The organism is Curtobacterium sp. MMLR14_002 (assembly GCF_001864975.1).
GTDB classification, from domain to species: Bacteria; Actinomycetota; Actinomycetes; order Actinomycetales; family Microbacteriaceae; genus Curtobacterium; species Curtobacterium flaccumfaciens.
This window is the reverse complement of sequence record NZ_MJGT01000072.1, coordinates 68,548-80,897: the sequence shown is the minus strand read 5'-3', so window position 1 is coordinate 80,897 and position 12,350 is coordinate 68,548. Positions and strand designations below refer to the sequence as shown.

11 protein-coding genes are annotated in these 12,350 nt (G+C 70.9%); 6 read left to right on the top strand and 5 right to left on the bottom strand.

Annotated features, from left to right (window positions below):
* Positions 1-2: 2 nt before the first annotated feature.
* The gene (gene pstC / locus BIU91_RS13800) at positions 3-980 is read right to left on the bottom strand and encodes a phosphate ABC transporter permease subunit PstC (RefSeq protein WP_253183765.1); all 978 of its coding nucleotides are present in this window, start codon (positions 978-980) and stop codon (positions 3-5) included.
* A 585-nt stretch (positions 981-1,565) separates the two neighbouring features.
* Between pstC and BIU91_RS13795 the strand changes: the two genes are divergently transcribed.
* From BIU91_RS13795 to BIU91_RS13785, 3 genes are read left to right on the top strand one after another with little or no spacing between them, the layout of a single operon-like run.
* Complete coding sequence (locus tag BIU91_RS13795) at positions 1,566-3,032, top strand: DUF6421 family protein (protein WP_071405914.1); 1,467 nt, start codon at positions 1,566-1,568, stop codon at positions 3,030-3,032.
* On the top strand, positions 3,029-3,712 hold the full coding sequence (locus BIU91_RS13790) for an SDR family NAD(P)-dependent oxidoreductase (RefSeq protein ID WP_071405913.1): 684 nt from the start codon (positions 3,029-3,031) through the stop codon (positions 3,710-3,712). The genes BIU91_RS13795 and BIU91_RS13790 overlap by 4 nt, the downstream gene beginning before the upstream one ends.
* A 4-nt stretch (positions 3,713-3,716) precedes the next feature.
* Positions 3,717-4,790 carry a low specificity L-threonine aldolase gene (locus BIU91_RS13785; RefSeq protein ID WP_071245082.1) on the top strand — a complete coding sequence of 358 codons (1,074 nt, stop codon included), beginning with the start codon at positions 3,717-3,719 and terminating at the stop codon, positions 4,788-4,790.
* Positions 4,791-4,854: 64 nt separating this feature from the next.
* Here the strand turns inward: BIU91_RS13785 and BIU91_RS13780 are convergent, their stop codons facing one another.
* Positions 4,855-6,351: a CitMHS family transporter gene (locus tag BIU91_RS13780; RefSeq protein WP_071405912.1), complete on the bottom strand. Its 1,497-nt coding sequence runs from the start codon at positions 6,349-6,351 to the stop codon at positions 4,855-4,857.
* Between the two features lie 153 nt (positions 6,352-6,504).
* Between BIU91_RS13780 and BIU91_RS13775 the strand changes: the two genes are divergently transcribed.
* The 3 genes from BIU91_RS13775 to BIU91_RS13765 all read left to right on the top strand — a co-directional run bounded on the left by BIU91_RS13775 (position 6,505) and on the right by BIU91_RS13765 (position 9,295).
* A complete protein-coding gene (locus tag BIU91_RS13775) occupies positions 6,505-8,214 on the top strand; it encodes a sensor histidine kinase (RefSeq protein WP_071405911.1) in 1,710 nt (569 codons plus the stop codon).
* Complete coding sequence (locus tag BIU91_RS13770) at positions 8,211-8,867, top strand: response regulator (RefSeq protein WP_071405910.1); 657 nt, start codon at positions 8,211-8,213, stop codon at positions 8,865-8,867. Before BIU91_RS13775 ends, BIU91_RS13770 begins: the two co-directional genes overlap by 4 nt.
* A 113-nt stretch (positions 8,868-8,980) precedes the next feature.
* Positions 8,981-9,295 (top strand): SdpI family protein, encoded by a 315-nt coding sequence (locus tag BIU91_RS13765; protein ID WP_171907843.1) that lies wholly within the window; start codon positions 8,981-8,983, stop codon positions 9,293-9,295.
* A 146-nt stretch (positions 9,296-9,441) separates the two neighbouring features.
* Here the strand turns inward: BIU91_RS13765 and BIU91_RS13760 are convergent, their stop codons facing one another.
* The 3 genes from BIU91_RS13760 to BIU91_RS13750 form a co-directional block, all read right to left on the bottom strand.
* A complete protein-coding gene (locus BIU91_RS13760) occupies positions 9,442-9,879 on the bottom strand; it encodes a hypothetical protein (protein WP_139196732.1) in 438 nt (145 codons plus the stop codon).
* A 158-nt stretch (positions 9,880-10,037) separates the two neighbouring features.
* Positions 10,038-11,333 (bottom strand): endo-1,4-beta-xylanase, encoded by a 1,296-nt coding sequence (locus BIU91_RS13755; protein WP_071405908.1) that lies wholly within the window; start codon positions 11,331-11,333, stop codon positions 10,038-10,040.
* Between the two features lie 78 nt (positions 11,334-11,411).
* Positions 11,412-12,350: carbohydrate kinase (locus BIU91_RS13750; RefSeq protein ID WP_253183764.1), on the bottom strand; the 939-nt coding region annotated here is incomplete at its 5' end.

The following is a 12,350-nucleotide window of genomic DNA, read 5'->3' as shown; positions in this document are numbered from 1 at the left end:
GGCTAGCTGCTCGCTCCCGAACGCGATCGGGCGACCACGGCGGACGCGGCGAAGTTGATGCACAGCGTCATCAGGAACAGCGTCAGACCCGCTGCCATGAGCGCCGACATGCCGAAGGGTGTCGCGTCGCCGTACCGCAGGGCGATCAGCGAGGAGACCGAGCTCGCCCCGGCCTGCAGGACGTGCGGCTGGATGACGAACACCGGCGAGATGATCATGTAGACGGCGATGGTCTCGCCCAGCGCCCGGCCCAGACCGAGCATCGTCCCGCCGATGATGCCGCCCCGGCCGAACGGCAGCACGACCGAGCGGATCATCCCCCACCGCGTCGACCCGAGCGCGAGCGCCCCCTCACGCTCACCGAGCGGGGCCTGCGAGAACACCTCGCGCATGATCGAGGTGACGATCGGCGTGATCATCAGCCCGACGACGATGCCCGCGATGAACGTCGAGGCCGTGTACGCGGTCGGCGACGCGAGCGGGTCGTCGAGGTCGACGCCCGACACCGAGAAGAGCGGGATCCAGCCGAACCACTGCGAGATCCACCGCGACACCGGCGTGATCTGCGACTGCAGGAAGAAGAAGCCCCAGAGCCCGTACACGACGCTCGGGATCGCGGCCATCAGGTCGACGAGCCCGATGAACGCCTTGCGGATCCGCAGGGGTGCGTACTCGGTGATGTACAGCGCGGTGCCGAGCGAGAGCGGCAGGGCGAACGCGATCGCGACGGCGGCGATCAGCACCGTGCCGACCAGCACTGCGGCGATGCCGAACCGGTGCGCGTCGGGGTCCCAGGCCTGCGTGGTGAGGAACCCGAACCCGGCGACGCGCAGGGCCTCGGCGGCCCGGACGGCCAGGAACAGCCCGACGAGCAACATGATCGCGAGGACGGTGACACCGCCGGCACGGGCGATGTTCCGGAACCTGACGTCCGATGGGTCCCGCACGACCGTGAGCAGGCGGGGCGAATCTGTGGACAACGGCATCCTTCGGAATCCGGGCAGCAGGTCGGGTGCGCCGGGGGATGCTGCGCTCCCGTTCCGGCGGGCATCACATTGGCAGTCGCTCGACCAACGAAGGCCCCTCAGCCGGCGTCCAGGAAACGGCTCAGAAGTGAACAGACGGGTTTCCTGAGCGGATCGCAAGCTCCGTGTGGTCGCCACGCCCTCCGTTCGGGGGCGGACGGAGCAGTCCGGGGTACAGCGATCGGGGCACAAGCCCGATGCGCCACAGAACCCCAGATCGGAAGGTGGTTCGTTCCCGGAACCAATATTTCCTCATACTCACACATGCGCCCCTCCCCACCAGGCGAACGTCCAGGCGAACGTCCAGGCGAAGGACCCGGAAGGCCGCTCCGAGCCTCCTGTCACTCCTGCCGGAAGCAGCCGACCGACGAAACCATGCGCGCAGCAGTCGGATCCCCGCGCGAGCGCCACGACGACGCACGATTCCACCGCAGATGGGCAACTTTGCGTCCCCCGAACTTCCCTAGGCTCGAGACGATCCGGTAACGCGCACCACTCGTCCGCAGATCCGCGGCCGACCCCGATGACGGGAGGTTCGACATGTCCCAGTTCACCCAGAAGATCTCGCAGGACGCCATCGTCGGAGAGCCCGAGGTCGTCGAGGACCACCTGTCCGTGCGCGAGATCGCCGCCCACCCCGCCTGGCTCCGGCTCAAGCGTGCAGTCGCCGCCCTGCAGGCCCTGCAGACGCGGGACGGCTCCGTCCCCGAACCGTCCGACCACGCCGCTGCCGCCGATCACGTCGCGGTGATCGTGCCGGCCGTCGCCGAGCTTGCACCGCACTTCCCGCACGACGCCGCCTTCCTGCAGGTGCTGCAGCTCGACTTCGCACGCTGGCAGGAGCAGGGCTTCGGGGTCCCCGACTTCCTCGACTCCCTCACCGCGTTCCAGCCGCAGCAGCACCGCGTCGACGGGCTCGGCCACCTGGTCGTGTTCCCGATGGTCACGCAGAACGGCAGCACCTCGCGGTTCGTCGAGGCGCTCCTGGTCGAGGTCATCTGGCCGGAGTTCATCGCCGAGCTCGAGGCCGGCGACCACGGCAACGCGTTGTTCGTCGCGCTGCGGTTCGTCGACTTCACCCCGGGGTACGACACGAACTCGGCGGTGCTGTTCCCCGAGACCGTCGCGATGCGCTCGATCCCCGCCTTCACGTGGGGCGCGATCTTCCAGGACCGCGAGGCCGCCCGCTACCGCCGGGTCGTCCGTGCCGCCGCCGACGTCACCAAGCTCGAGCTGCCGGCCGAGGCCGCTGCGATGCTCGACGACCAGCAGCTGACCGAGCGGGTCTTCGTGATGTGGGACATCATCCACGACCGCTCGCACATGCGCGGGGACCTGCCCTTCGACCCGTTCATGATCAAGCAGCGGATGCCGTTCTTCCTCTACTCGCTCGAGGAGCTCCGCTGCGACCTGACCGCGTTCCGCGAGTCCGTGCGTCTGGAACGCGAGCTGTCCGCCGGACCCGACACGGGCCTCCAGGACGCGCAGCGCGCCATCCGTGACCACGCGCGCCTGGTGCAGTACGCGGTCGTCTTCGACCGCATCTTCCGCTTCGCGATCACCGGCAGCCGCGTCCGCAACTACGACGGACTGGGCGGCCAGCTGCTGTTCGCCTGGATGCACCAGCACGGCGTCCTGCACTGGACGGACACGCAGCTCACGATCGACTGGCCCGAGGTGCCGGACGTGATCATCGCCCTGAGCGACGAGATCAACGAGCTCTACCGGCGCTCGATCGACCGGCCGAAGTCGGCGCACTGGCTCGCCGCGTACGAGATGCTGACCCGCACGCTCACGCCGCATCCGGCGTCGAAGTGGGCGCGTGGCCTGCCCGACGAGACGCTCGCCGGACCGCCGCGCGGCTACACCGATGCGGTGCTCGACGACGAGTTCCCGCTGTCGATGTTCTACGAGGCCCTCGACAAGAAGATGGCGACCGTCATCGCGTCCACGGCCGGCATCACCGGCACCACGGACGCCGAGCTCGTCGGCGAGGTCGCCGCGTGACCGACGGCTCGGTGGCCGGTCGCCTGGTGCTGATCGCCGGTGCGACCAGTGCCAGCGGCGCAGCCGTCGCGCGCGCACTCACCGCCGCCGGTGCGGCCGTCGTCGCGGTGGGCACCAGACCCGACGCCCTGGAGGCCCTGCGCGCGTCCGTCCCGGGCGTCACGACGCGGACGTGCGACCTGTCGGACCTCAGTGCGGTCACCGCGTTGGCCGACGACGTCCACGCGGACGCCGGCCGCGTCGACGGACTGGTCCACCTGGTCGGCGGGTGGCGCGGCGGTGGCAGCATCGTCGGCCAGTCCGACGCGGACTGGGACTTCTTCGACCGCGCCTTCCGGACCCTGCGGAACACGACGCGGGTCTTCCACGACGACCTGGTGGCGTCCCCTGCCGGACGGCTCGCGTTCGTGTCGTCCACCGCGGTCGACTCCCCCACCGCCGGCGCCGCGAACTACGCGGCGGCGAAGGCCGCGTCCGACGCCTGGGTCCGGGCCGTCGCGCAGGGGTTCCGGAAGGAGGCACCGGAGACCGCCGCGGCCGCCGTGTTCGTCGTCGGTGCACTCTCCGGTCTCGAGGAGCGGCTCGGCGCCGAGGCCGTCCGGCTCTGGGACACCGCACCGGCCGACGTCAACGGCGCCCGCATCCCGCTCACGGCGCCTGATCCCTCGAACCTAGGATGAACGCGTGACCCTCCGACTGCACGACCTGGACCTGCGGGGCTTCGCCTCGGACAACTACGCCGGCGTCCACCCCGAGATCCTCGCCGCCATCGCCGCGGCCAACGACGGCCACCAGATCGCCTACGGCGAGGACGTCTACACCGCACGTCTCAACGAGGTGATCCGCGAGCACTTCGGGTCGCAGGCCGAGGCGTTCCCGGTGTTCAACGGCACCGGCGCGAACGTCGTCGGGCTGCAGTCGATGCTGCCGCGGTGGGGAGCGGTCGTGTGCACCGCGACCGCGCACATCCACACCGACGAAGCCGGTGCGCCCGAGCGCGTCGCGGGCATCAAGCTCCTGCCCGTCGAGGCACCCGACGGCAAGCTGACGCCCGAGCTCATCGACCGCGAGGCCTGGGGCTGGGGCGACGAGCACCGCGCCCAGCCGCTCGTCGTGTCGATCACCCAGACCACCGAGCTCGGCACCGCCTACACGGTGGACGAGGTCCGGACGATCGCCGACCACGTCCACTCGCTCGGCATGAAGCTGCACATGGACGGCGCCCGCATCTCGAACGCCGCGGCGTCCCTCGGGGTGCCCCTGCGCGACTTCACCACCGACGCCGGTGTCGACGTGCTGAGCTTCGGCGGGACGAAGAACGGCATGCTCTACGGCGAGGCGATCGTCGTGCTGAACCCCTCGGCGTCCGAGGGGTTGCACTACCTGCGCAAGATGAACATGCAGCTCTCGTCGAAGATGCGGTTCGTCTCCGCCCAGCTCATCGCCCTGCTCAGCGACGACCTGTACCTGCGCTCCGCCGGGCACGCCAACGCCATGGCCGCCCGACTGCGCGGTGCACTGGAGGCCGGCATCGCCGACGGCAGCATCCGGGGTGTCGGCTTCAGCCAGCAGACCCAGGCGAACGGGGTCTTCGCGACCCTGCCCGCCGGGGTGGCCGACCGGCTGCGGAAGCACTTCCGGTTCTACGACTGGGATGCCAGCCGCAACGAGGTGCGGTGGATGTGCGCGTACGACACCTCGGAGCAGGACATCGACGACTTCGTCGCGGCCCTGACGCGGGAGCTCGACGCCGCCTGAGCCGGCACCGTCCGGTCAGGCGCGCACCGGTCCGGCGCGCGCCGGGCCGGTACCGACGGTCGGTTCATCCGAACGGGATGACCCGCACCACGATCGCCACCACGAGCATCGCCATCGCGACCACGGCCGCCCGCCACAACACCTTCCGGTGGTGGTCGCCGAGGTTCACGTTGGCCAGCGACACCAGCAGCAGGATCGCGGGGACGAGCGGGCTCTGCATGTGCACCGGCTGCCCGACGACCGAGGCCCGCGCCATCTCGGCCGGCGTGATCCCGTACGCCGAAGCGCTCTCGGACAGCACCGGCAGGATCCCGAAGTAGAACGCGTCGTTGCTCATGAAGAACGTCAGCGGCATGCTCAGCACACCGGTGATGCCCGCCAGGTACGGGCCCATCGAGTCCGGGATCACCGCGACGAGCCAGTCGGCCATCGCCGCGACCATCCCCGTACCGTCGAGCACCCCGATCAGCACCCCGGCGGCGAACACCATCGACACGACACCGACGATGCTCGGGGCGTGCGCGACGATCTGCGCGGTCTGCTGCTTGAGCTGCGGGAAGTTCACGAGCAGGGCGATCGCCGTGCCGATCATGAACACGAAGTGCAGCGGCAGCAGGCCCAGCACGAGCGCCACCATCACGGCGACGGTCAGCGCCAGGTTGAACCAGATCCGCTTCGGCCGCAGGGTCGGGCGGTTCGGGTCGAGCATCGTCTCGGCCATGGTGCCGGTCCCCGTGCCGCCCTCGTCCCCCGAACCCGCGCCGTCCACGCCCTCGCCGTCCGCACGCCGACCGTCGGCCTTCCCACCGCGCAGTCCGAGCGCGACCGTGGGGCTCGTGAACATCCCGCCGCCGGTCCCACCCACCGCCGCGAGCACCCGTGAACCGGCCCGAGCGTTCGCCCGTTCCGGCACACGCGCACCCCGCGACGCCTCGGTGAACTCGATCAGCCCGAGGCGCTTGCGCTCCCGCAGGCCCATCGTCCACGCGAACGTGAAGCACAGCAGCAGCCCCACCACGAGCGACGGCACGAGGGGCACGAAGATGTCCGTCGGGTCGATCTTCAGCGCGGCGGCGGCACGGGCGGTGGGACCGCCCCACGGCACGATGTTGAGCGTTCCGTTCGTCAGACCCGCCACACACGTCATCACGACCGGGCTCATGCCGAGCTTCAGGTAGATCGGCAGCATCGCCGCCGTGACCACGATGAACGTCGTCGAGCCGTCCCCGTCGAGCGAGACCGCACCGGCCAGCAGAGCCGTCCCGAGTACGATCTTCGCCGGGTCGTTGCCGGTCACCCGCAGGATGAACCGGACGAGCGGGTCGAACAGGCCGACGTCGATCATCAGCCCGAAGTACATGATCGCGAACATCAGGAGCGCGGCCGTCGGTGCCAGCGTGCCGATCGCCTCGGTCACCATGTCGCCGAGTCCCAGACCCGCCCCCGCGAACAGTCCGAACACGGTCGGCACGATGATCAGCGCGAGCATGGGCGACATGCGCTTGGTCATGATCAGGACCATGAAGGTCAGGACCATCGCGTACCCGAGGATGACGAGCATCAGGACTCCTTCGTCCGTGTCTGGCAGTCCGGGCACGCTACGACCCGGCCTGGAGGCGCGGCGCGCTTCTGCACATTGGCGCACCATCGCGCGTTGACCGCTTTCTGCGCATTGTGCGCAGGCAGGTCGGCTCGCCCTCCGTACGCTGGGGTCGTGACCGACGACCGTTCACGGCGCCCCAGGCTCCGCTTCGCCACCGAGGTGCTCGTACTGCAGCTCGCCGTGGTGGTCGCCGTCGTCGCCCTGACCAGTGCCGTGTTCGTCCGGATCGAGGTCACCCGGCTGGAGCGCGCTGCCGAGGGGACCGCACTCGCGATCGCACAGAGCGTCGCCGCGCAGTCCGACGTCCGGGCCGCGGTCGCCCGGTTGAGCGTCGACGGCACCGACCTCGACCCCGCGGCCCTCGCCGACGGCCCCGTCCAACGGGCGGCACTCGCTGCCCAGCGCCGGACCGGGGCACTCTTCGTCGTGGTCACCGACGACCGGGGCATCCGGCTGGCCCACCCCGACACCGACCGGATCGGCGAGATGGTGAGCACCTCCCCCGACGCCGCACTCGCCGGCCGGGAGACCGTGTCCTGGGCGCGCGGCACGCTCGGTGAGTCGGCGCGGGCGAAGGTGCCCGTCTCCGCGCCCGCAGCCGGCGGGGCGGAGACGAGCCGGGCCTCCCGGCAGTCCGCCGTCGTCGGCGAGGTGAGCGTCGGGTTCAACCGAGCACGCGTCTACGACACCCTGGTCGAGGACAGCATGCCGGTGATCGGTGCCGGGCTGGCGGCGGTCTTGCTCGCGGTGATCGCCTCGGTGCTGATCCGGCGGCGACTGGTGCGGCTGACGCTCGGGCTGCAGCCAGAGGAGCTCGTGACGCTCGTGCAGAACCAGCAGGCCGTGCTCGGCGGCGTCGGTGAGGGAGTCATCGCGATCGGGTCGTCGGGGGTCGTCACCGTCTGCAACCCCGAAGCCGTGCGACTGCTCGGGCTGGCCGATCCGGTCGGCCGTCCGGTGGCATCGCTCGACCTGCCCGCGCCGCTCGGGTCGATGCTGGACGTGACCACCGCGGCTCCGGCGAGCGCCACGATCGTCGCCGGGCACCGGGTGCTGCTCGTCGACGTCCGCACGGTGTTCCGCGACGGCCGCGACCTGGGCCGGGTCGCCGTCCTGCGCGACCGCACCGACGTCGAGGCCCTGACCCGGCGACTCGACGCCGTCGGGGCGATGAGCACGGCGCTCCGCGCGCAGCGCCACGAGTTCGCGAACCGGCTCCACGCGATCTCGGGGCTGCTCGACATCGGCGAGACCGCCCGGGCGCGCGCGTACCTGGCGGACGTGCAGGAGCGCGGGCCGCTGCGGTACCCGGTGCAGCACGCCGACCGGTTGACCGAGCCGTACCTGCAGGCGTTCCTCGGGGCGAAGGGCGTCGAAGCCGCCGAGCGGGGCGTGCTGCTGCGGATCGGGGCGGAGACGCTCGTGCAGGGGACGATCACCGAGCCGGGCGACGTGACGACCGTGCTCGGCAACCTGGTCGACAACGCGGTGTCGGCGGCCCTCATCGGGGACGAGCAGTCGAGGGACGGCGGATCCCCGTGGGTGGAGGTCGAGGTGCTCGACGACGGCGCGACCCTGCACCTGTCGGTGATGGACTCCGGGCCGGGGGTGCCGGACGATGTCGCGGACTCGCTGTTCGTGCGCGGTCCGGCGGCGGCTCCCGCGTCGGAGGACGTCTCACAAGTGCACGGGCTCGGGATCGGGATCCCGTTGTCGCGGGAGATCGCCCGGCGGCACGGTGGCGACGTGTGGCTCGCCTCCCCCGGCGGTGACGACCACGGCGCGGTCTTCTGCGCCCGACTGGAAGGAGTGGTGTCGTGAGTTCCGTGTTCACCGTGCTGGTGGTCGACGACGACTTCCACGTCGCCGACCTGCACCGGCGGCAGGTCGACGAGGTACCGGGGTTCCGTGCGCTCGAGCCCGTCGGGACCCTCGCGGCCGCCCGCTCCACGCTGTCGAGTGGGACCGTGGACCTGGTGCTCGTCGACGTGTACCTGCCCGACGGCAGCGGCCTCGACCTGCTGCGGTCGATCGACACCGATGCCTTCGTGTTGAGCGCCGCCTCGGACTCGGGCACCGTTCGCCGGGCGATGCGGAGCGGGGCACTCGCCTACCTGATCAAGCCCTTCGCAGCCGGGGTGCTGGCCGAGCGGCTGCAGGCGTACGCGCGGTCGCGGAACGTGCTCGACGAGCGGTCGACACTCGATCAAGAGGCCGTCGAGCGGGCGTTCCGGATCCTGCACGCCGGGGACAGCGGTGGGGCGTCGCCGTCCCGGGCGGCCACGGCGGCGCTGGTGCTCGAGCAGCTCGTCGCCGGTGAGGAACGATCTGCCGCCGAGGTGGCTGCGGCGATCGGGGTCTCGCGGGCGACGGCGCAGCGGCACCTGGCGCAGCTCACGGCGGACGGGACCGTGGCGATGCAGTTGCGGTACGGGGCTGCGGGGCGGCCGGAGCACCGGTACGTGCGGCGGTGACGGATACTGCCGCCCCTTGCGTATTTCACCGGATACCGGCAGGTTTGGTCCAACACGCTCCGCGCAGCCTCACTGCGCGCACGAGCGCGATGACCGACCCAGAAGGAGATCACGTGATCGCGATCGAGATGGCAGCCGCCGTCCTGACCATCGTCTTAATCGTCCTGCCGGCGCGGGGCACCATCGGCAGGAACGGGCTCGTCGGCATCCGTACCCGGGCGACCATGCGCAGCGACGAGAGCTGGATCATCGGCCACCGAGCAGCGATCGTCCCGACGAGCATCGCCGGCGGCGCGACCGTGGCAGTGAGCCTGGTCTACATCGCACTCGGACGCGCCGACGACATCCCCGCGTTCGTCGCGTGCGCCGCGATCCTCGTCGGCGGAGCCTTCTGGGGCGTGGTGGCCGCAGGACGCGCGACCAGGTGACGTCGGACGCGGGGGGCCCGGGCGTGGTTCAGCGCCGACGCCGTCGAGCTGCTCAAGATGGTCGGCCCGTACCTCCAGGTCGTCGCGGTGCCGCACGCCCACGCTGAAGATTGGCCCTTCCGGCCGCCTCGGGAGGGTCGCGCGCCCTAGCCCTGCCCCTGGTCCGTGAGGCGCCATCCGGACGCCGTCTTCGTGAAGCAGAAGCTCCACGTGCGCGTCCCGTTCATCGGCTCCGATTCCTCCGACGCTCGACTCGTCACCGTCGTGTCGACGCAGGACTCCGTCGTGTGGCCAGGGTTGAACGGCACCGATTCCGCCTTGTCCGCGACGGTGTACTTCCGCAGCGTCGGGTTCCGGCACCACGCCCACGTGCTGTCGAGCGTCAACGCCTTCGTCACGTCACACCGCTGCGCCTTCGCCGCAGCCAGGTACACCTTCGTCACCTCGACAGAGGTTGCGGACGACGGCGGCAGGCGGGGCGAACTGCACCCGGTCACCAGTGCGAGCCCCGACGCCAGCACGGCGGTCGCGAGGAGTGAGCGCTGCACGAGCAGGAGCCGTCCGTGCGGTCTACTCGTACGCATCAAGTCCACCCCTCACGGTGCCGCGGACGGTCCGCTGGTCTCGCCCAGCAAAGCGCACCACCCCGATCAGAGCCATGAGCACCCCCACAGCCAGGTCCGCCACTGACGGACTGGAGGCGCGGGGCGGGGCCGCACCGGGCCTCCAGTCCGTCAGGTGGTCACGCGACGATCTGCACCTGCGTGGGCACGTCGGTGACGGTGAACGGGGCGGACGTGCCGCGCACGTCGACGCGGTAGTCGCCGCGGAAGCCGCGGACCTGCACCCGACCGCGGTCGTCGGTGCGGAGCACCGTCGGGCCGAGCCACCACTCCTCCTTGACCAGGCGGCGGAGGGCCTCGTACGACGGCTTGGGTGTCCCGTCGGCGCGGACGAGTCCGATCGGGGCGCCGAGCCAGGCGCCGGCGTCGGTGATGCCCCAGTAGGTGATCGCCTCGACGGAAGGGTGGCCGACCAGGCTCCGGTAGTGGCGTTCGATGTCGTCGGCCTGGCGCGCCTCACCCTCGGGCGTCGACGGCCACGAAGCGACCTGGTGGTCGTTGAGGTCGACGATGTGCGCGGGCATGAGGTCACCGGAGACGAGCGAGGTCTCGGTCAGGTGCAGCGGCAGGCCGTAGCGGGCGAACCGGTCGACCATCGCGAGCATCGTGTCCTCGCCCCAGTAGCCCTGGTGCATGTGGGTCTGCAGTCCGATGGCGTCGATCTGCACGCCGGCTTCGAGGACGCCCTCGATCAGGCACTCGTACGCACTCGACAGGTCGAAGTCGTTGAGCAGCAGGGTGGCCTGCGGATTGGCGGCGCGGGCCTCCTCGAAGGCCATCCGGATCATCGGGATGCGGCCCTTGGCCCGGGCGAGCGGGGTGATCGCGTTGTCGCCGTTGTCGAACACCGGCATGATGACGACCTCGTTGATGGCGTCCCAGGTGTCGATCGTGCCCGCGAAAGCGGAAACCTCGCGGCGGATGCGCTCCCGCTGGAGCCGCTCGACCTCGTCCAGCGGGAGCCCCAGCAGCCAGTCGGGCTGCACGGTGTGCCAGACGAGCGGGTGCCCCTTGAGGGCGATGCCGCGGTCGCGGAACCACTGCGCCGTCGTCAGGAGCCTGGCGGTGTCCGGGGCTCCGCGCTCGGGCTCGAAGCGGCCCCAGTAGAACGGGAGCGTCGCGGTGTTGAAGACGTCGGTGTAGAGGTCGGCGAGGTGCTCGGTGCCTGCTTCGTCGTGCGCTTCGGCGTTGGCTTCACCGGTCGGTTCACCGTTCGATCCGCCGGTCGCTTCGCCGTTCGCTCCGCCGGTCGCTTCGCCGTTCGCGAGGCCGACGAAGTCGAAGCCGATGTTGCCGAAGGCGAAGGCGTGACGGGTCTGTTCGACGGTGAGGTCGACATCGGGGATCGGGTTGGCGGTGCCGTCGACGACCGTCAGGGTCGTCTCACCGAAGCGGTGCTCTGTTGCGTGCGTCATCGCGCGTCCTCCGACGTCGTCGTCCGGGATTTGTTGTGCGCGCCAACATAGCACTCGGTTCGACCGACCAGTGGGCGCTCAGCTCAGTTCGGCTCGCGTGGGTGGGTCCGCGCCAGGTCGGCTCACGGTGATCGCAGCGCAATCCAGCGCGAGGCGTGCGAGCCCGTCCAGGTCGTCCCCGTCCAGGTCGCGGGGATGCTTGCCCGAGGCCAGGACGCCGGCGAGCAGCCCGGACATGAACGAGTCACCGGCCCCGACCGTGTCGGCGACCTCGACGACGGGAGCGGGCGAGCGCGTGTGGGCCCCGGCCGTCGCGAGTGCACAGCCGTTCGCGCCGAGCGTCACGGCGGCGAGCCCGACGCCGAGCCTCAGCAGGCCGTTCAGCACGGCGTCGACCCCGCGTTCCGGCCACAACCAGGCCGCGTCCTCGTCGCTGAGCTTCACCACGTCGGCGGATGCGAGCAGTGGCCGCAAGGCCGTGAGCACTGCGTCGCGGTCCGGCGTGACGGACGGCCGGACGTTCGGGTCGACGGACAGCAGAGCCGACGACGGCCGGGACCGCGCGGCCTCGAGGACGACCGAGGCACCCGGCGACAGCACCGCTCCGATCGACCCGACGTGCACGAGTCGCGTCAGCTCGGACAGGGCTACCGGGGCGAGCCGCCAGTCCAGGTCGAACTCGTAGCGGGCCACGCCGTGATCGTCGATCGTCGCGACAGCCGTCGAGGTCCGCTCGATCAGTGTCGCCGCGACCTGCACGCCGCTCGCCTCGACGTGGCGGCGGACGACCGCTCCGCGATCGTCGTCCCCCAGCGCGCAGACGAGGCCGGCGGGCACACCGAGCCGCGCCAGCCCGACCGCGACGTTCATGGGGCTCCCGCCCGGGTGCTCGACGCGGCCCTCCGAGCCCTCGATGACATCGACGAGGGCCTCACCGATCACGACGACCGTGTCCATGCTGCGTGCCTTCCTGCTGGCGGGTTGCTGGATCGACGGTGCGGCGGCCTGGAGGCGCGG

What these genes read in the sequence shown, in the direction of transcription:
- BIU91_RS13755 (WP_071405908.1), bottom strand. Translation starts at nt 11,333, where the DNA reads ATGACGCACGCAACAGAGCACCGCTTCGGTGAGACGACCCTGACGGTC.
- BIU91_RS13795 (WP_071405914.1), top strand. Translation starts at nt 1,566, where the DNA reads ATGTCCCAGTTCACCCAGAAGATCTCGCAGGACGCCATCGTCGGAGAG.
- BIU91_RS13760 (WP_139196732.1), bottom strand. Translation starts at nt 9,879, where the DNA reads ATGCGTACGAGTAGACCGCACGGACGGCTCCTGCTCGTGCAGCGCTCA.
- BIU91_RS13780 (WP_071405912.1), bottom strand. Translation starts at nt 6,351, where the DNA reads ATGCTCGTCATCCTCGGGTACGCGATGGTCCTGACCTTCATGGTCCTG.